16 protein-coding genes are annotated in these 19,273 nt (G+C 70.9%); 10 read left to right on the top strand and 6 right to left on the bottom strand.

Features of this window, described 5'->3' with window-relative positions:
- Window positions 1-9 precede the first annotated feature (9 nt).
- On the bottom strand, window positions 10-501 hold the full coding sequence (locus ACIBK4_RS26220; protein WP_398998080.1) for a winged helix-turn-helix transcriptional regulator: 492 nt from the start codon (window positions 499-501) through the stop codon (window positions 10-12).
- A 127-nt stretch (window positions 502-628) separates the two neighbouring features.
- Between ACIBK4_RS26220 and ACIBK4_RS26215 the strand changes: the two genes are divergently transcribed.
- Window positions 629-1,813 (top strand): thiolase family protein, encoded by a 1,185-nt coding sequence (locus ACIBK4_RS26215; protein ID WP_398998078.1) that lies wholly within the window; start codon window positions 629-631, stop codon window positions 1,811-1,813.
- Window positions 1,814-1,837: 24 nt separating this feature from the next.
- Here ACIBK4_RS26215 and ACIBK4_RS26210 read toward each other — a convergent pair whose 3' ends face one another.
- The gene (locus tag ACIBK4_RS26210) at window positions 1,838-2,674 is read right to left on the bottom strand and encodes a TVP38/TMEM64 family protein (protein WP_398998076.1); all 837 of its coding nucleotides are present in this window, start codon (window positions 2,672-2,674) and stop codon (window positions 1,838-1,840) included.
- 50 nt (window positions 2,675-2,724) lie between these two features.
- Between ACIBK4_RS26210 and ACIBK4_RS26205 the strand changes: the two genes are divergently transcribed.
- The 4 genes from ACIBK4_RS26205 (at window position 2,725) to ACIBK4_RS26190 (ending at window position 6,880) form a co-directional block, all read left to right on the top strand.
- Complete coding sequence (locus tag ACIBK4_RS26205; RefSeq protein ID WP_398998074.1) at window positions 2,725-3,444, top strand: DNA alkylation repair protein; 720 nt, start codon at window positions 2,725-2,727, stop codon at window positions 3,442-3,444.
- A 288-nt stretch (window positions 3,445-3,732) separates the two neighbouring features.
- Window positions 3,733-4,902, top strand: a complete 1,170-nt coding sequence (gene tuf, locus ACIBK4_RS26200) for an elongation factor Tu (RefSeq protein WP_398998072.1) — start codon at window positions 3,733-3,735, stop codon at window positions 4,900-4,902.
- A gap of 179 nt (window positions 4,903-5,081) precedes the next feature.
- Window positions 5,082-5,933, top strand: a complete 852-nt coding sequence (locus ACIBK4_RS26195; RefSeq protein ID WP_398998070.1) for a patatin-like phospholipase family protein — start codon at window positions 5,082-5,084, stop codon at window positions 5,931-5,933.
- Between the two features lie 101 nt (window positions 5,934-6,034).
- Window positions 6,035-6,880 (top strand): spermidine synthase, encoded by an 846-nt coding sequence (locus ACIBK4_RS26190; RefSeq protein WP_398998292.1) that lies wholly within the window; start codon window positions 6,035-6,037, stop codon window positions 6,878-6,880.
- Here the strand turns inward: ACIBK4_RS26190 and ACIBK4_RS26185 are convergent.
- Both ACIBK4_RS26185 and ACIBK4_RS26180 read right to left on the bottom strand, forming a co-directional pair.
- The gene (locus tag ACIBK4_RS26185) at window positions 6,842-8,164 is read right to left on the bottom strand and encodes an MFS transporter (protein ID WP_398998068.1); all 1,323 of its coding nucleotides are present in this window, start codon (window positions 8,162-8,164) and stop codon (window positions 6,842-6,844) included. The genes ACIBK4_RS26190 and ACIBK4_RS26185 overlap by 39 nt on opposite strands.
- 93 nt (window positions 8,165-8,257) lie before the next feature.
- Window positions 8,258-9,283 (bottom strand): hypothetical protein, encoded by a 1,026-nt coding sequence (locus ACIBK4_RS26180; RefSeq protein WP_398998066.1) that lies wholly within the window; start codon window positions 9,281-9,283, stop codon window positions 8,258-8,260.
- Window positions 9,284-9,447: 164 nt separating this feature from the next.
- Here ACIBK4_RS26180 and ACIBK4_RS26175 point away from each other — a divergent pair, with 164 nt between their 5' ends.
- Window positions 9,448-9,885 (top strand): DUF4442 domain-containing protein, encoded by a 438-nt coding sequence (locus ACIBK4_RS26175; protein ID WP_019059438.1) that lies wholly within the window; start codon window positions 9,448-9,450, stop codon window positions 9,883-9,885.
- 135 nt (window positions 9,886-10,020) lie between these two features.
- Here the strand turns inward: ACIBK4_RS26175 and galU are convergent, their stop codons facing one another.
- Window positions 10,021-11,004 carry a UTP--glucose-1-phosphate uridylyltransferase GalU gene (galU, locus tag ACIBK4_RS26170; protein ID WP_398998064.1) on the bottom strand — a complete coding sequence of 328 codons (984 nt, stop codon included), beginning with the start codon at window positions 11,002-11,004 and terminating at the stop codon, window positions 10,021-10,023.
- Window positions 11,005-11,443: 439 nt separating this feature from the next.
- Between galU and ACIBK4_RS26165 the strand changes: the two genes are divergently transcribed.
- Window positions 11,444-13,267 carry an RICIN domain-containing protein gene (locus ACIBK4_RS26165; RefSeq protein WP_398998291.1) on the top strand — a complete coding sequence of 608 codons (1,824 nt, stop codon included), beginning with the start codon at window positions 11,444-11,446 and terminating at the stop codon, window positions 13,265-13,267.
- Between the two features lie 278 nt (window positions 13,268-13,545).
- Window positions 13,546-16,026: a beta-glucosidase gene (locus tag ACIBK4_RS26160; protein WP_398998062.1), complete on the top strand. Its 2,481-nt coding sequence runs from the start codon at window positions 13,546-13,548 to the stop codon at window positions 16,024-16,026.
- Between the two features lie 159 nt (window positions 16,027-16,185).
- Here ACIBK4_RS26160 and ACIBK4_RS26155 read toward each other — a convergent pair whose 3' ends face one another.
- A complete protein-coding gene (locus ACIBK4_RS26155; protein ID WP_398998060.1) occupies window positions 16,186-16,644 on the bottom strand; it encodes a hypothetical protein in 459 nt (152 codons plus the stop codon).
- A 240-nt stretch (window positions 16,645-16,884) separates the two neighbouring features.
- On the opposite strand from ACIBK4_RS26155, the gene ACIBK4_RS26150 reads away from it, so the two are divergent.
- Window positions 16,885-18,402, top strand: coding sequence for an amidohydrolase (locus tag ACIBK4_RS26150; protein WP_398998058.1), 1,518 nt, complete (start codon window positions 16,885-16,887; stop codon window positions 18,400-18,402).
- Window positions 18,403-18,476: 74 nt separating this feature from the next.
- Window positions 18,477-19,133, top strand: a complete 657-nt coding sequence (locus ACIBK4_RS26145; RefSeq protein WP_398998056.1) for an isochorismatase family protein — start codon at window positions 18,477-18,479, stop codon at window positions 19,131-19,133.
- Window positions 19,134-19,273: the final 140 nt, after the last annotated feature.

Below are 19,273 nucleotides of genomic sequence, written 5' to 3'. Positions count from 1 at the left end.
GAGCGGTTTCTACGCTGCGGTCGGGCCTGTCACGGTCCAGCCCGGTGACTGCGGGTGGGCCGTCAGGTCCTCGTGGCGCACGGGGTCACCGCAGGCGGTGCAGGTGACGACTGGGAGCAGTTCGTTGCCGCAGATGTGCTCGATCACCATGGGGCGGTCGAGCTGATCCCTCCGAAGATGGCGGTCGCCCCACGCCATGAGGGTCATCAGGACCGGCTCCAGTTCGAGCCCCGCCTCGGTGGGCCGGTACTCGAAGCGCTGCGGGTGCTCGCTGTACGTCCGCCGGGTCAGGATCCCGGCGTCGACGAGGCGGCGCAGCCGGGTGGCCAGGACGTCGCGCGGGGCGCCGATGTTGCGGACCAGCTGGTCGAAGCGGCGGTTGCCGAGGCACACCTCCCTCAGGACGAGCAGGGAGTACTTCTCGCCGACGAGTGCGAGGGTGTCGGCGATGGAGCACGGGCGCGGGTCTTTGGGGGCGGACCTGTCTTTGGGGGTGGGCATGGCGTCCAGTCTAGGGTCGATTCACGAGTGGGTTTGTTTTTCCAACTGACGGAGCTATGGTGAGTTTGGATTTCCTACTCACTGGTAGTTCTGGCTGGAAGTACTGGAAATAGCGGAGGCCCGCACGATGTCTCTAAAAATTGGGCGTGACGCAGTGATCGTCGAAGCCGTACGCACGCCCGTAGGCAAGGGCAAGCCGAACGGCTCCCTCGCCCAGGTCCACCCCGTCGAACTCCTCTCGCACACCCTGCGCACTCTCGTCGAACGCACCGGTATCGACCCGGAGACGATCGACGACGTCATCGGCGGCACGGTCACCCAGGTCGGTGAGCAGGCCGTCAACATCACCCGGCAGGCCGTGTTGTCCGCCGGATTCCCGGAGTCGGTGCCCGCGACCACCGTGGACCGCCAGTGCGGCTCCTCCCAGCAGGCCGTGCACTTCGCGGCGCAGGGCGTGATCTCTGGGGCGTACGACATCGTCGTGGCCTGCGGGGTGGAGTCCATGGGGCGCGTGCCGATGGGGTCGAGCGTGCTGCCCGGTACGGATCCCTTCGGCCCCGGTGTCGCCGGGCGCTACCCGGAGGGCCTCGTCCCGCAGGGCATCAGCGCCGAACTCATCGCCGCCAAGTGGTCGATGACACGCGACCAGTTGGACGCTTTCGCGGTCTCCTCGCACCAGAAGGCGGCCACCGCCTGGGACGCCGGACTCTTCGACGCCCAGGTCGCACCCCTGGAGGGCGCATCGCGCGACGAGTGCGTACGGCCCGGCAGTACGACCGAGATCCTGGCCGGCCTCAAGCCCGCGTTCTACGACGCGACGTATGCCGAGCGCTTCCCGCAGATCGAGTGGAACATCACCGCCGGCAACTCCAGCCCGATCAACGACGGCGCCTCCGCCGTGCTCATCACGTCGAGCGAGACGGCGGCTCGGCTCGGCCTGCGCCCGCTCGCCCGGCTGCACAGCTTCGCCGTGACGGGTTCCGACCCGCTGCTCATGCTCACCGGCGTCATCCCGGCCACTGAGAAGGTGCTGCGCCGGGCCTCGCTCACCCTCGACGACATCGACCTGTTCGAGGTCAACGAGGCGTTCTCCAGCGTCGTGTTGGCCTGGCATCAGGAGACGGGCGCGGATCTCGCCAAGGTCAACGTGCACGGCGGTGCCATCGCGATCGGGCATCCGCTCGGGGCGAGCGGTACGCGGCTGACGACCACACTGGTGCACGCGATGCGGGATCGCGGGGCGCGCTACGGGCTGCAGACGATGTGCGAGGCGGGCGGGCTCGCCAACGCGATGATCCTTGAGGCGGTCTGATCCCTCACTGAGGCGGTTTGATCCTCACCGGGCGCGCAGGTGGTGGCGCTTGCGCCAGGCCACCACCGCGCCGCCCAGGGCGGGCAGGGCGATGCAGGCCATCGCGATCAGGAAGGCCGGTGACGTGGGGCTGGAGGCGCGGGCGCCGGCGACGACGTAGGCGGCGGTGTTCGGGATCGATCCGAGGGCCGTCGCGAGCAGGAACGGCATCCAGCGCATACGGGAGACGGCGGCGCAGTAGTTCACGCCCCAGAACGGCAGTCCCGGGAAGAGCCGTGCCGCCATCATCGAGCGGAAGCCGTGCTTGCTGAGCTGGCCGTCCGCGGCCTTCAGCCACCGGCCCCGCAGCAGCGGGCGCAGGGCGTCCTGGCCCAGTACGCGGCCCAGGCCGAAGGAGATCGCGGCGCCGAGCACCGTGCCCGCCAGCGCCGCGCCGGTGCCCAGCTGAGAGCCGAACAGCGCGCCCGCCGCGAGGTTCAGCAGGGGGCGCGGTACGAACGCCACGCTGCACAGGCCGTACGCCGCCGCGAACACCAACGCGGCCATGGCGCCGCTGAGTTGGGGTGGCCAGCCGTCGGAGAGCAGCCGCTGCGGATGGAAGAGCAGCACAGTCGACGCCGCCCCGGCGAGCAGCACGAGCAGCAGCGACAGCCGCGACCACGGCGAGAGCAGGGCTCTCGTGCAGCGCGCGGCGAGGCCGGTCGGGGTGACGGGCAGCAGAGGCGCGACGGGCATGACCGCGGGGACGGCCACGACTGCGGCGAGCTCCGTGCCGGTGATCTGGACAGGGGCCTGGGTAGTGGCCGTGGCGGTGCCCCCAGAGCGGGTGCCCCTAGAGTCGGTGGCGGCATCGGCGAGCATGTCGGCGACACTAACCGACCTGTGTATGTGATCGCCGTATGGTTCGTCTCATGAGCGTCACAGGTGCGGGCACCGTGCGGGTGCCGGGCAGCGTTCTCGCGGACACCGTGCTGGAGCGGCTGACGGTCACGTACGCCTCGGCGGCCGACCCGGAGCGGGCCGTGCCCATGCGGGCGTACATGAAGGACATCGCGCCCTTCCTGGGCATCACCACACCGGTGCGCCGCGCGTTGTCCCGCACGGTCCTGGAGGGCACGCCCCGCCCCGACGAGACCGACTGCACCGCCATCGCCCTGCGCTGCTGGGAGTTGCCGGAGCGCGAGTACCAGTACTTCGCGGTGGACTATCTGCGACGCCATGTGAAGCAGTGCACTTCCGACTTCCTGCGGGTCGCCCGGCACCTCGTCTCGACCGTCCCCTGGTGGGACACCGTCGACGCACTCGCCTCCCACGTAGTGGGAGGCCTGGTCGCCGCCGATCCGAAGCTGGTCACCGACATGGACGCGTGGATCGTCGACGAGGACATGTGGGTCGCCCGCACGGCCCTCCTCCACCAACTGCGCTACAAGGAGCGCACCGACACCGAACGCCTCTTCGCGTACTGCCTGCGTCAGTCCGGGCACTCGGACTTCTTCATCCGCAAGGCGATCGGCTGGTGCCTGCGCGAGTACGCGAAGACGGACCCGGAGGCGGTACGCGGCTTCCTGGCCCGGGAGAAGGGGCGGTTCGCGCCGCTGTCGGTGCGCGAGGCCCTGAAGAATCAGCACTGAAGAACATCGGCGCCTGACGTCCCACGGGCTGATAAATCGTTCGACGCCGGGCAAAGCGTCGGCAATGATCGGCCTCATGTTCCGGTACGCCTTCCACCTCGCAGCACCCCCTGTCGCGGGTGCCCCGAAGGCTGCCGTTCCCGCTCTCGTCGCCGCAGTCGACGGCGCCCGAAGCTGACCCTCTCCGGATCGTCCGGCGGACCCCGCAGGGGGAGGGTCGGCGCGTCCTCGGGGTCCCGTTTTTCACCACTGGGCTTTTCACCTCTGGAGAGGCTTCGAGGTACCGCCATGTCCAAAACGGCATACGTCCGCACGAAACCGCATCTGAACATCGGCACGATGGGCCATGTCGACCACGGCAAGACCACCCTGACCGCCGCCATCACCAAGGTCCTCGCCGAGCGCGGGGCGTCCACCTTCGTACCGTTCGACCGCATCGACCGGGCCCCGGAGGAGGCCGCGCGCGGCATCACCATCAACATCGCGCACGTCGAGTACGAGACCGACACCCGGCACTACGCGCACGTGGACATGCCGGGCCACGCCGACTACGTCAAGAACATGGTCACCGGGGCCGCGCAGCTCGACGGGGCGATCCTCGTCGTCTCCGCGCTCGACGGGATCATGCCGCAGACCGCCGAACACGTGCTGCTCGCCCGGCAGGTGGGCGTCGACCACATCGTGGTCGCGCTCAACAAGGCCGACGCGGGCGACGACGAGCTCACCGACCTGGTCGAGCTGGAGGTCCGCGAACTGCTCACCGCGAACGGCTACGGCGGCGACTCCGTACCGGTCGTACGGGTGTCCGGCCTCAAGGCCCTTGAGGGGGACCCCCGTTGGACGGCGTCGATCGACGCGCTGCTCGACGCCGTGGACACGTATGTGCCCATGCCCGAGCGGTATCTGGACGCGCCGTTCCTGTTGCCGGTCGAGAACGTGCTCACGATCACCGGGCGCGGGACCGTCGTCACGGGCGCGGTCGAGCGCGGCACGGTCCGGGTGGGCGACCGGATCGAAGTGCTCGGCGCCGCCGTCGACACGGTGGTCACCGGCTTGGAGACCTTCGGCAAGCCGATGGCGGAGGCGCAGGCCGGCGACAGCGTGGCGCTGCTGCTGCGCGGTGTCCCGCGCGACGCGGTCCGGCGCGGCCACATCGTCGCGGCGCCCGGCAGCGTCGTCCCCAGCCGTCGCTTCTCGGCGCAGGTGTACGTCCTGTCGGCCCGCGAGGGCGGCCGTACGACCGCGGTGTCGACCGGCTACCGGCCGCAGTTCTACATCCGCACCGCGGACGTCGTCGGCGACATCGACCTCGGCGAGACGGCGGTCGCCCGACCCGGCGACACCGTCACGATGTCGGTCGAGCTGGGCCGTGAGGTCCCGCTGGAGCCGGGGCTCGGCTTCGCGATCCGCGAGGGCGGGCGGACGGTCGGGGCGGGGACGGTGACGGAGGTGGGATGAGCGGCGTGGGCTGAGCAGAGTGGGTGCCCGTCCCTTCGGGGGCGGGCACCCACGTGTGTCCGGGGGCGGAAAGTCCGCTGCGTCCCAGGTCAGGGGTTCGGACCCGTGATTGTCAGTGGCGTGCGCAAGACTTGATCGCGGCGGCAGTCGGGGCGAGGCGTGGGGAAGGTGGGGGCACCATGGCGGGCAAGGCACTTGTGCTCGGCGGCGGGGGCAGCAGCGGGATCGGCTGGATGGCCGGGGTGCTGTACGGGCTGGGCGAGGCCGGCGTCGATCTCTCCGACGCCGATGTCGTGATCGGTACGTCGGCGGGTTCGACCGTCGGCGCCCAGCTGCGGGCCGCCCCGCTCAAGGAGGTCTACGAGCGTCAACTCGCCGCCCCCGAGGGCGAGATCCCCGGCCGGCTCGGTATCGGCCTGATCCTCCGCTACGCCTGGGCGACCGTGACCGCGCGTACTCCCGAGGCGTACGGGCGGAAGATCGGCCGTATGGCGCTCGCCGCCAGGACACCCCACGCGGCGGCCCGGCGGGCGGCGATCGAGACTCGGCTCGTCTCACCGGAGTGGCCCGACCGCGCCTTGCGCATCACCGCCGTCGACACGGTGACCGGCGAACTGCGGGTCTTCGACCAGGACAGCGGGCTGTCCCTGGCCGACGCCGTCGCCGCCAGCTGCGCGGTCCCCGGGGTGTGGCCCCCGGTCACCGTCGAGGACCGCCGCTGGATCGACGGCGGCATCCACTCACCGGCCAACGCACAACTCGCCGAGGGCTACGACCAGGTCGTCGTCCTCGCGCCGATCACCCTCGGGGGCGGCCCCCTGGTGTCTCCGGCGACCCAGGCCCGGCGACTCGTGGAGCGGGGCGCCCGTGCGGTCGTCGTCTCACCGTCCCCGGAAGCGAGGCAGTCGTTCGGCCGCAATCCGCTCGACCCGTCGGTACGGGCGGCCGCGGCGCGGGCGGGACGGGAGCAGGCGGCGGCGCATGTGGCGGAGGTGGCGGAGGTTTGGGGCGTTGGCGGGACGGCTGGGTGATCGGGGTGTCGGCTTGGTGAGGGGCGGGCTGCGCGGGGTGCCTCGCATGCGGCTCCACCCCGCCACCCCGGCACAATGGACCCGTGGACGAACCCCTCTCCGTGGACGAGCCGATACCCGTGACCCGGGACGTCGATCACGGCATCGCCAAGCTCATGCCCGACGTGGACCGGGCGCGGGCCTGGTTGCTGACCGTCGACGGGGCGCCGCAGTCCTACGTGGACCTGGACGAGCCGACGTACCTGGAGTTCGAGTACACACGGCGGCTCGGGCATGTGCTGGACACTCTCGCGGAGCCGGGGCGTCCACTGGACGTGCTGCACCTGGGCGGCGGAGCCCTCACACTGCCTCGCTACGTGACGGCGACCCGGCCGGGTTCACGGCAGGAGGTGGTCGAGGCCGACCGGGGTCTGCTGGACCTGGTCACCGAGCACCTGCCGTTGCCGGACGGCGCCGGTGTCACCGTGCACGGAGCCGATGCCCGGGCCTGGCTGGAGACGGCGCCGGACGACTCGGCGGACGTGATCGTCGCCGATGTCTTCGGCGGTTCACGAGTCCCGGCGCACCTTACTTCCGTCACGTACGCCCGCGAAGCGGACCGGGTCCTGCGCGCCGACGGAGTCTACCTGGCCAACCTCGCGGACGCGGCCCCCTTCACCTTCCTGCGCGCCCAACTCGCCACGTTCGGCGCCGCGTTCGAAGAGCTGGCGCTGATCGCGGAACCAGCCGTCCTACGAGGCCGCCGCTTCGGCAACGCGGTCCTCGTCGCCGCGCACCACCCGGTCGACACGGCGGCCCTGACCCGGCTCGTGGCGTCGGACGCGTTCCCGGCGAGGCTCGAACACGGGCCTGCGCTACGGGAGTTCATCGGCGACGCACGGCCGGTCCGGGACGAGGACGCCGTTCCGTCACCCGTGCCCCCCGACGGAGCGTTCGGTATCGGCTGATCCGTTCACGGCCGGTTCCGTCTTCTCCTCGACCACCGAAGCCGATCCGGTGCGCCGCCGCAGATTCCGCACCTCGGGCACGCATAACACCGCCCCCGTGACCACCGTGACCAGAGCCGCGCACCCCCACAGCGCGGCCGTACGCCCGAAGGCCGACTCCGTCGGGCCGGCGGCCGCCGCGGCGAGCGGCATCAGGGCGATGGAGCCGAACCAGTCGTAGGCGGAGATACGGGAGAGTTTGTCCTCGGGGATTTCCTGGTGCAGGGCGGTCATCCAGCTCACGCCGAAGATCTCGACCGTCGCGCCCGCGACGAACATCACCGCGCAGAGGACGCCGATCGGGACCGGGACGGCGAGCGCGGCGGACGGGAGGGCGAGGGGGAAGATGCCGAGCATGCCCGCGAGGAGCAGGCGGCGGGGTTTCCAGCGGGTCATCAACAGGGCGCCGGCGACCGTGCCCGCGCCGAACGCCGCCAGGGCCAGGCCCCACGGGCCCGCGCCGCCGAGGCTGTCGCGGGCGACGAGCGGGCCGTAGACCGCGTCCGCCGCGCCGACGACCGCGTTGGCGATGGAGAACGCCACGACGATGGACCACAGCCACGGGCGGCCGATGAACTCCCGCCAGCCGTCCCGGAGATCGGCCAGCATGCCGCCGCCCGGCGCCCGTGGCGGGATGTGGCTCACGTCGAGGAAGGAGCGGAGTCCGCCGGCGACCGCGAACGCCGCCGCGTCCACCGCGAGCACCCAGCCCGGGCCGACCGCCGCGACCAGCGCACCGCCGAGCGCCGCGCCGCCCAACGACGCGCCCTGCATCGCCATCCGGAAGACCGCGAACGCCCGGCCCGCCTGTTCGCCGCTCACCGTGGACATGAGCATGCCCTCGGCCGCCGGGCCGAAGAACGCCTGGCCGGTGCCGCCGAGCGCGGTCAGCAGCATCATCTGCCAGAGGCGCGGCTCGCCGGTGAGGACGAGTACCGCGAACGTCGCCTGGGAGACGCAGCTCAGGGCGTTCGCCGCGACCATGACGTGATGGCGCGGCACCCGGTCCGAGATCGCACCGCCGATCAGCAGGAACAACACCAGCGGCAGCGTGCGCGAGGCCGCCACCAGACCCACGTCACCGCTGTCGCCGCCCGACTCCAGCACGGCGAACGCGGACGCGATCAGCGCGCCGTTGCCGCCGAGACCGGTCGCCACCGCGGCGGCGGTCAGCAGGGTGTAGTTGCGGCCCGCCCAGTCGGGTCGGTGCGGTCGACGGGAGGCGGGGGCGGGCGCGACGGTCACCGGCCGACTATCGCCGCCCACGCCACACCCCGCCAAACGGATTGCCGCCAGAATCAAGCCAAACGGTCAACGCCCGCCAACGGCCAACGGCAGTCAGCTTGTTGCGCCCGTCGGATCCCCGTGCAGCCGTACGGTGCTCAGGATCTTCTGGATCGTCGCGTCGGGGATCTCCTCGCTGACGCCCTTCGCACCGTAGAGCGTCCAGGACACGAAGTTGTCCGCCGAGTTCTTGAAGGCGAACGTGGTCGCCTTGCCGTCGGTCGAGCACTTGCCGCTCTTCGGCACGCCGGTCGTGTAGGAGGTGGCGACGCTGCCTGTGACGCCCGACTTCGACGTGTACGGCTTGGCCGCGCCGATCTTCAGGTACTTCTTGGACGATTCCTTCTGGTCCGTGTACCCGCCGAAGGCGAACGCGGCGGCGTCACCGCGCGCGGTGCTCGCGGTGTCCTTCGCGCCGTCCTCGCCCTTGGTGCCGCTCGTCGCCAGCGACGAAGTCTCCTTCGTGCCGTCCTTGTTGTCGTCGGACTCGCACCAGTTCTGCTTGAGGTAGGCGGGTGCGGAGAAGCCGATGTACGGGGAGCCGTCGCCCTTGACCTCGTCCTCGAAGAACGTGAAGGTGCCCGGCTTGCCGACCTCCCAGTCGGCGGGGACGTCGAAGGCGGTGCCGTACTTCTGGTTGACGACGACCTTCCAGCCCGCGATCGTCGGCTTCTCGGTCTCGTTGCCGCGCGGGTTGTCGTCGGAACCGGAGGAGGAGGCACTCGGGTCCGCGGACGCCGAAGGGGACTGGCTCGACGTGTCCTTGCCGCCGTCCGCCTTGTCGTCCTTGTTGCCGCCCAGGACCAGGAATCCGGTCACGCCGGCGGCCACGACGACCGCCGTGGCGGCGATGATCGCGACGATTTTCGTCCGGTTTCCGCCGCCCCCGCCCTGTGGCGGCTGTGGCGGCTGCGGTCCGCCCGCGGGACCCGGAGCGCCCCACTGCGGCTGCTGCCCATAGGGATTGGGCTGCTGGTAGCCGGGCTGCTGATACGGATTCGGCTGTTGGTACCCCGGCTGCTGGTACGGGTTGTCCTGCGGGTTCTGCTCGCCCCCGGGCGGCTGCTGTCCTGGCCACATGGGCAGTAACCCTAGTGCGGCCCCGGACACGGTTGGGTCACCGCCCCTTGTCAGGGTCGTACCAACTTCATGGTCGACCGGTGCGTGGGCGGTGTGTGCGGCCGCACACATCTGGCCAGACTTGGCTACTCGTGGGTAACATGCCTTCCATGAGCGCAGATCAGATGTCCATCGGCGAGCTGCTCGCCGCGACGGTGCCGATGGTTCGCACGCTGAACCTGGAGTACCTGGAGACCAGTCCGGAGCGGGCCGTGCTGTCCCTGCCGGACCAGAGCGAGTACCGCAACCACGTCGGCGGACCGCACGCCGGCGCGATGTTCACCCTCGGCGAGTCCGCCAGCGGCGCGATCGTCCTCGCCGCCTTCGGCGACCAGCTCTCGCGAGCGGTGCCGCTCCCGGTCAACGCCGAGATCGCGTTCAAGAAGATCGCCCTCGGTCCCGTGAAGGCCACCGCGACCCTCGGCCGCCCCGCCGCCGACGTCGTCGCCGAACTCGACGCGGGTCAGCGCCCCGAGTTCCCGGTCACCGTCGCCATCCAGCGCGAGGACGGCGCCGTCACGGGCGAGATGACGGTCACCTGGACCCTCCGCCCGAACGGCTGATCAGTTCAGCTCGGCTCAACTCCTTTACGGGGCCCGGTCATTGCCCATGGACGACCGACCGACTCCGCTACGAGGGCCCGGTCATCGCCTACGGGTGACCGGGCCCTCGTGTGCGTGAGGTGCGGGCCGCGACGATCAGGCCGCGATCCGCGAACCCCCGCTCTCGCCGGGCTCTCCGGCACTCCCGCCGGCTTCGCCGCTCTCCAGCCCCGCCACGAACTCCTTGAGCCACGCGACGAATTCGGGCCCCAGGTCGTCGCGGTCGCAGGCCAGCCGGACCACCGTGCGCAGGTAGTCGGCCTTGTCGCCGGTGTCGTAGCGCAGGCCCTTGAAGACGACTCCGTGGACCGTGCCGCCGGCGGCCAACTCCTGGAGGGCGTCGGTGAGTTGGATCTCGCCGCCGCGGCCGGGCGGGGTGCGCTCCAGGGTGGGGAAGATCGCCGGGTCGAGGACATAGCGGCCGATGACGGCGTAGCGGCTCGGCGCGTCCTCGCGGGACGGCTTCTCGACGAGGCCGGTGACGCGTACGACACCCTCCTCGCCGGTCGGCTCGACGGCCGCGCAGCCGTACAAGTGGACTGATTCCGCGGGGACTTCCATGAGGGCGACCACGCTGCCCGCGTAGCGCTCGCGGACCTCCAGCATCTGGCTGAGCAGGGTCTCGCGCGGGTCGATGAGGTCGTCGCCGAGCAGGACGGCGAAGGGCTGGTCGCCGACGTGGTGGCGGGCGCAGAGCACCGCGTGGCCGAGGCCGAGGGGGTCGCCCTGGCGGATGTGGTGGATGTCGGCGAGGCGCGCGGGATCGCGTACGGCGTCCAGGCGCACGGTGTCGCCCTTGGCGGCCAGGGCCTGTTCGAGCTCGAAGGCGTGGTCGAAGTGGTCCTCGATGGCGCGCTTGTGCCGCCCGGTGACCATCAGGATGTCGTCGAGCCCGGCCGCCGCGGCCTCCTCGACGACGTACTGGATCGCGGGCTTGTCGACGACCGGGAGCATCTCCTTCGGTGTCGCCTTCGTCGCGGGCAGGAACCGCGTGCCGAGCCCGGCGGCCGGTACGACCGCCTTGCGGACCGTGGGGACGCGGGCGGGTGCGGGGGTGGCTGAAGAGTGGGGGGCGATCATGCGGCCCATGGTGGCCCGCGTCGATGAGAGCACCCCGAGAGAAACATCGGAGTTCCCTGTGCGCCTCCCTTAGTTCGCCGGGGAGTTGGAGATTTCGTGGAGACGCCTGTGGATACCGGCGGTAACCAATCTGAATTCTCTCCGTTTTGAACATCGGTCACTCGAACTCCTTGTTTCCTGTCAGCCGCTTGTGCGAGTGTGAGCCACCCCGTGAGACCGGCTGTCAGTAGACATCGGAAGGCAATGGTCAGCGTCACTTCCGGCGCCTTCTGACATCTCATAGGTATGCACCAATCAAGCACCTGCTTTCCGAGGGCGGCCATTCGGTGTGCCGTCCTGCGGCTTGGAAGGAAATGGTTCCGTGCAATCCCCCAACCCCCCACGCCCGCCGTTCCCGCCCCGCCCCGGATCGACCCCGGGGGAGTCCGACCGCAATCTCGTGGCGCAACTCGGCGATAAGGCGGCGGGCACCCGTGCCGTGGCACTGCTGCTGGCACGACACTGGCAGGCGACAAGCGAATATGCGGTCATCTGCCTTGCCACCGCCGAGAGTTCGGCGTCCATGGTGGCCAGTGCCGCCTTCCACCAGGTACTGGCGGGTCGCGCCACCGGCGGCGCCCTGCGTCCCCAACTCCTCGTGGCGGTAAGGGAGATGGTGAAGAAGTGGGCGGCGGAGGAACAGATTTCCGCGCTGCTGCCGGAACTTCGTAAACCTACCGGTGCCCGAGGTCTACGCGCGGCGAGGCCCGGCACCTCCGAAAGGCGGAAGCTCGCGGAACGTGCTTTCGGCGCGCTGTCCGGCGCCTCCCAATGCCTGCTGTGGCACGCCGAGGTCGAGGCCGAACCCATATCCGTACCGGCCGGTCTGCTGGGCGTGGACGAGGTCACCGCGACCGCCGCGCTGGACCAGGCGCGAGAGCAATTCCGGCAGGGCTGTGCACGTGCCCATAAGGAACTCGCGCCCACCGCGGAATGCCGTCACTACAACCGGCTCCTGGACGTCCCGATCCGCCGCGGCGGCAGTCTGTTGCCCGATGTGCAACGGCATCTCATGACGTGCCGCTACTGCCGTTTCGCGGCAGAGCAGTTGAGCCATTTCGAGGGCGGCCTCGAAGTGCTGCTCGCCGAGACGGTCCTCGGCTGGGGCGCCCGCCGCTATCTCGACTCACGGCCCGGCCGCCAGACCCCCGAGTCCGCGGCCCGTGCCGCCCGCGATGCCCGTGCCGCCCGCGACGCCCGCCGTCCGATGGGCCGCCACCGCCCCACGCCGGACGGCCGGTTGGCCTTTCCGCGCAGGCACCCCAAGGTCGCGCTCGTGGGCGTGGGCCTGACCTCCCTCGCCCTGCTCGCGACCGTGCTCGCCACCAAGGGCTGGACCGAAGGGGACAACACCCCTGATCCGCACGTCACTTGGGGCGCGCCAAGCGGCAGCTCGACCCGCCCGAGCCCTGTCGGCGCGCCCTCGTCGGAGGGTTCCGCGAGCTCCGCGTCGGCCGCTGGCGCCGACGGGGGAGTCGCGGGAGTGGTCCAACAGGGCGTCCTGCGCAGCCTCGCCTCCGGCCTGTGCCTCGACATCCCGGGCGGCCGGGTGCGGTCAGGCACCGCCGTCACCATGGCGACGTGCTCGACCGCCGGGTCCCAGCAGTGGTCGTACGACCAGGACGGTCTGCTGCGCAGCCTCACCGACCCGGGACTCTGCCTCGACGCCGACACCACGGCGCGCACGGTCACGCTGGCCGGCTGCCTGGTGCACGCGGGCGAGGTGCACTACGACCTCACGGTGCGCGGCGAGTTCCTGCTCCGCTGGAGCCAGGGGCTGGCGGTGGCGCCGGCGGGCGCGGAGGCCGGGGCGCGGGTCGTGGTGACGGACCGGAACGGGTCCGCCGAGCAGCAGTGGGCACTGGAATCCGTCGCCGACGCGCGGGTGAAACTGGGGGATCCGACCGGGAAGGGCGACGCGGAGGGGAAGGGGACGGGGCAGGGCGAAGCGCCGGGGAACGGCGCACCGAACGCGCCCGCGCCGCCCGAGGGCGCTCCCCAGGGCGACGTACCGCCGCCTCCCTCCTCGGACCTGCCGCAACAGGACCAGCCGCAGTACGCGCCCCGCGCCGCGCAGGTCGCCTGCTGCGACGAACCGGCGCCTGAACCGGAACCCGAGCCGTCGGGCGGCGTCGACGAGGCCGCGCAGCCACTGACGACGGTCGTGGCGGCAGTCGCGAACACCGTGGACTCCCTCAACTCCCTCCTTCCGTCCCTTCGTTGACGTACGACTCGCGGGGCCGCCTTACCGGGGTGGCCCCGCACCCGTCTCACCCTTCGCTTCTTGTCGGCCCGCGACCGATTCCTGTTCGGGTCATTGACACGAGTCAGTGGCGGTCATAGTTTTCCCGCCGCGCCGGTGATGTCTAACGGGTCGTCAAGTCGAGCTGAAGCAAGGTGCGTTCAGGAACCGAACACGGACAGCTATGGAAGTCCCCCGAGGCATCGAGGCGCACTCGCGGTCCACAACGTCGTGCCCGCACACCGAAGGAGTGACGGCTCATGACCGACACCGTGTCCCGGCGATCCGCCCTGCGTCTGCTGGGCGGCGCTATCGCGGTCGCCAGCGCGGCCAGCACCGGACTCGTCTCCCCGTCGCACGCGTACGCGCAGGCCAGACCCGAGGCGGGGGCCGGTCCCCGCGTCGAAGGACTCCTGGCCAAGCTCACCCTCGACGAGAAGATCTCCCTCCTGCACGGCGCCACCGACCCGAACTCGCTCGGCCAGGCCGGTTACATCCCCGGCGTCCCCCGCCTGAAGATCCCGCCGCTACGGCTCACCGACGGCCCGGCCGGCGTCCGCGTCACCGCAAACGCCACCGCTCTCCCGGCGCCCGTCCTGCTGGCCTCGGCCTTCGACCCCGAACTCGCCCGCCGCTACGGCCAGGTGGTCGGCCGTGAGGGTCGCGCCCTCGGCCAGGACGTCCTGCTCTCCCCGATGGTCAACCTCATCCGCACCCCGTACGCGGGCCGCAACTTCGAGACGCTCAGCGAGGATCCGTTGCTCGCCGGTGATTTGGTCGCCGCCGAGATCAAAGGCATCCAGGGCGAGGGGCTCATCGCGACCGTCAAGCACTTCGCGATGAACAACCAGGAGAAGGACCGCAACTCCATCGACGTGCGGGTCGACGAACAGACCATGCACGAGATCGAGTTGAGGGGTTTCGAAGCGGCCGTAGACGCCGGCACCGGCGCGGTGATGGGCGCGTACAACAAGGTCAACGGCACCTTCGCCTGCGAGAACAAGACCCTCCTCACCGACGTCCTGCGCGGCCAATGGGGGTTCGAGGGCTGGGTGATGACCGACTGGTTCGCCGCGCACAGCACCGTCGCCGCGATCACGGCCGGGCTCGACATGGAGATGCCGGACGGGACTTACTTCGACGCGCCCCTCAAGTCGGCCGTACAGAACGGGAGTTTGCCCGAGCGGTACGTCGACCGCGCGGTGCGCCGGATCCTCGGCGTCATGGAACGGTTCGGGCTCCTCGACGGCAGCGTGCCGCCGCGTCCCGCCCGCGACGCGAAGGCCGGTGCCGCTGTCGCCCTGGAGGTCGCCAAGGCGGGCGCGACCCTGCTCCGCAACGAGAACCGCACCCTCCCGCTGATCGGCAGCGGGGGCATCGCGGTGATCGGCCCCACCGGCACCCTGCCCTTCGTCAGCGGGGGCGGCAGCGCGCATGTCGTGCCGGACCATGCGGACAGCCCGCTCGACGCGATCAGGGCGCGGGCCGGATCGCGGACCCGGGTGACGTACGCGCTCGGCGAGGATCTGTTCGGCAAGGCCATCCCCGCGTCCGCGCTCACGCCCGCCTTCGACAGTGAGGGGCAGAGGGTGGGCGCGGGCCAGAGCTGGCAGTACGACGGCTCGCTCACCGTGACCGAACCCGACGAGTGGACCTTCGTCCTGCACTTCGACTCGGCACCCACCGCCCGCCCCCAAGTCCTCCTGGACGGTCAGGAGTTGTTCCCGATCGCCCCCGGCTACGGCGAGTACTTCTCCGGCGGCCTGGTCTCGGTCGACCCCGACGGCCTCTCCGTCCGCCGCAAGACCCTCACCCTCGCGCAGGGCACCCACACCCTGAAGATCACCGCCGAGGGCGGCGACGCGGGACTGCTGTTCCGGTTGCGGCGCATCACCGGCGCGACCCGCGCGCAGGATGTCGTCGAGGCGGTCACCGCGGCGCGCGCCGCCCGCAGTGTCGTGTTGTTCGCCTACGAGGACGCGACGGAGGGCCTGGACCGCACCACCCTCGAACTCCCGGGAAACCAGGCGAAGTTGATAGCCGCGGTCACGGCCGCGAATCCGCGCACGACAGTGGTCCTCAACACATCGTCCTCTACGTCGATGCCGTGGCTGGCTCGCACCGGGGCGGTCCTCCAGATGTACTACCCGGGCCAGGAAGGCGCCGCCGCCACAGCCGCCGTCCTGTTCGGCGACTGCGACCCCGGTGGCCGCCTCACCCAGTCCTTCCCGGTCGACGACACCCACCACCCGGTCGCCGGCGACCCGCTCCGCTACCCCGGCGTGAACGGCATCGAGGAGTACTCGGAGGGCATCCACGTCGGCTACCGCTGGTACGACGCGGAGGGCGTACGGCCGCTCTATCCCTTCGGGCACGGGCTGTCGTACACCTCCTTCTCCTACGAGGACGCCTCGGCGCGCTGGAACGGGCGCGGGCTCGACGTGACGTTCACGGTCCGCAACACGGGTCGGCGGGACGGCGTCGCGGTACCTCAGGTGTACGTCGGCCGCTCGCCCGACCTTCAACTCGACCAGGCTGTCCGGGTGTTGGGCGGTTATCGGCGACTCGCGCTGCGGGGCGGGGAGTGGCGGAGGATCACTGTGCGGGTCGCCGCTCGTACGTTGTCGTCCTGGGATGCGAAGCGGCATGCGTGGGTGCTCGGGAGTGGGCGGCGCTCGGTCTGGGTCGGGGCGTCGTCGGGGGATCTGCGGGTGCGGACGAGTGCCGATGTGAAGAGGTGACGTAGAGAAGCGGGGCAGAGAAACAGGACGGAGAAACAGGACGGAGAAGTAGGACTACGACGTGTCGTCATCGGCCTTGCTGCGGGGGAGCGGTGGGGTTGGTGACGGCGGGCGTTGAGTGCCGTGCGAGGAGTCGCGCCCGTGCGGCCTGATCGGTGGTCATTCCGCCTTGAGGTCGCACCTCATCGCGTTGTGGAGCGTGACGAGTGCCTGTCCGTACCGTTCCTGTGCCTCGGCGAATTCCGCGGAACCGCCCTCTGCTCCGGCTCCTGTCGCGTCCCTGAAGTCGCGGAGGGTGCGGAAGCAGGCGTCGGACGCGGCGACGATGGGGGCCGGGGCCGTGATGGTCAGGTGGTAGCGAAGGGGGTAGGCATCGCCACCACGCCACAAGCCGTGCGCCCTGGCGCGCAGGTCGGTGCGATCGGCGTCGTGTCCCAGGGCCCAGAGGTCATCGGCTGTGTGTGCGAGGGCCGTCAGATAGTCGGCGTAGAGCTGGTGCCGCATCGTCTCTCGGCGGTCCGACCTCTCACGGGCGGCACGGATCCGTTCCGTGAGGAGTGTGGAGCCGACGCCGATCACCGCGCCCAGGCTTGTGGCCAGAAGTGTGCCCCATTCCATCGTCCGCCTCCCCGTTCGCGAGCACCTGCCGGGAGAGCGGCAACGGTTGTGCGCATGCAGGTACATCAGGTTCTCCCGGCCCGGGCTCCACCGTGACACCCTGAGCGATCGTCGGACGGTTGCCGAGCGGGGGACCGGAGCGCGATGGGTGAAGTAAGGTAAGGCTTACGTTACTTGTTGATCGGTGGATTGGCTGAGGGGTGCTCTCGGCATTTCCCCTGTGGGGCGATGGAGGCTCATATGGCAGACAACGCAAGCGGTCTGGTGCCCGTCCTGACCCTCACCCGGGTGCGGCTGGGTGCCGGTGGATCGCTCGCGCGGGTGCGGGTGGCGGACGGTCGGATCACTCACGTCGTACCGGAGACGGACACGGGCTCCGGGGCGGGCGCGGGCGTTGAGGTCGGCGGTGGGCGGCAACTCGATCTGGACGGGCGGGTGTTGTTGCCCGGGCTGTGGGACGCGCACGTTCATCTCGCGGAGTGGGCGAGCGCTCGGCACCGGCTCGATCTGGCCGGTACCGGGTCCGCGCGGGCCGTCGCCGACCTTGTTCGGGAGCGGGCCGGGGTGGCCGACGGGTCGGTGCTCTACGGGTACGGGTTCCGGGACGGGCTGTGGGCCGATGCCCCGCACAAACAACTGCTGGACGCGGTGTTGCCCGACCGGCCGGTCGCTCTGGTCAGTGCCGATCTGCATGCCGCGTGGCTCAACTCGGCCTGCCTCGCCCTTGTCGGGCGGGGTGACCATCCCACCGGTCTGATCCGGGAGCACGAGGCCCACGAGGTGCTGTCCGCTCTCCCCGCCGCGCCGGACGACGTGGTCGACGGGTGGATCGAGGAGGCGTGCCGGGCCGCCGCCGCGCGTGGGGTCAGCGGTGTCATCGACTTCCAGTTCGGCGACACGGTCGCGGACTGGGAACGGCGTTCGGCTCAATTCCGGCCCGCCGTACGGGTGTCGGCCGCGGTGTATCCGAGCTACCTGGACGCGGCGATCAAGCGCGGGCTGCGGACGGGGGACGGGGTCGGTGCGGACGGGAGCCTGGTTCAGATCGGGCCGCTGAAGCTGTTCACGGACGGTTCGCTGAACACCCGTACCGCCCTGTGTCGCGATCCCTACCCGGGACTTGAGGACACGGACGGCGCCCACGGCATCGAGGAGACCGCCCCCGACGAACTCGTACGGCTCATGCGGCATGCCGCCGCGCACGGCATCGAACCCGCCGTCCACGCCATCGGCGACCGCGCCAACACCGTTGCCCTGGACGCCTTCGAGGCGGTGCGCTGCCGGGGCCGGATCGAGCACGCGCAGTTGCTCACCCCTCAAGACCTGCCGCGTTTCGCCCAGTTGGGGGTCACGGCGGGGGTGCAGCCCCGGCATGCGACGGACGACCGTGACGTGGCGGACCGGCACTGGGCCGGACGCACCGAACGCGCCTTCGCCTACGGCGACTTGCTCGCCGCGGGTGCCCGGCTGGAGTTCGGTTCGGACGCCCCCGTCTCGCCGCTCGACCCCTGGCTCGCCATCGCGTCCGCCGTCAGCCGTACCGACGACGAACGTCCCGCCTGGCATCCCGAGCAACGCCTGTCCGTACCGGACGCGTTGGTCGCGGCGGCGCGCGGACGCCGGCTCATCAGGGTCGGCGACCCGGCGGACCTGGTGGTCGTCGACGTGGATCCGCTGGACGCCGACCCGGACACCCTGCGCGCGATGCCCGTCCACGCCACGATGACGAACGGCCGCTGGACCCATGGGACTTACTGAGCGGGACCCGAGTGTCTCCGTTTCTCCATCCCCACGGCGTCTCCCTACGACGTCCGACGACCGGTGAGAGGCCGATGCGTATGCCGTCATCCGACATGGTCCCGTACGTCATGCCCGGCCCCGCCGCGCTGCCCCCGGACCGGACGGGCTGGGCCATCAACCCGGGCCGCGCGGCGCTGGTGGTCCTGAACGTCCAGAACCACTTCCTGCACGTCCTGCGGGAGTCCTCCGCGCCGGTCGGTGAACTCCTCACCGGAGTAGGCCTGTTGACGGAGTCGGCGCGGGCCGCGGGCATTCCCGTCCTGTACACCCTCAAGACCGCCGAGCGGGAACCGGACGGACGCGAGACCAGCTTCGGGCATCCGAGGCTGTCCGGCGGCGAGGACTCCCGTGACGTCGTGGACGCGATCCGGCCGCAGGTCGGCGACAGTGTGCTGGTCGCGAAGCGGTTCAGCGCGTTCGCCGGCACCCGACTGCGGCGCAGGCTGGCCGAGTTGGGGCGCGATCAGCCAGTCATCGTCGGGGTGTTCGCGCGCACGCAGGTGCTGCTGACGGCCGCCGACGCGTGGATGCAGGACATGGAGCCCTTCGTCGTCGCGGACGCGGTGGCCGACCGGGCGCACGACGACCACCGGATGGCAGTGGACTGGATCGCGGCGACGTGCGGGGCGGTCAGGACGGTGCGGGGGGTGGCGGACGTGTTCGGCGGGCCCGGGCCCCAACGCCGTTGATTTGACGGGGGTTTGACGCGGGGCGTCCGGCCAGCGACCATCCTCGGCGACCGGCGACCGGCGACCGGCGACCGGCGACCGGCGACCGGCGACCGGCGACCGGCGACCGGCGACCGGCGACCGGCGACCGGCGACCGGCG

The sequence above is a fragment of the Streptomyces sp. NPDC050528 genome (genome assembly GCF_044457795.1).
Lineage (GTDB): Bacteria > Actinomycetota > Actinomycetes > Streptomycetales > Streptomycetaceae > Streptomyces.
Note: the sequence above shows the minus strand (reverse complement) of the source record. Positions and strands in the feature narration are given on the sequence as shown.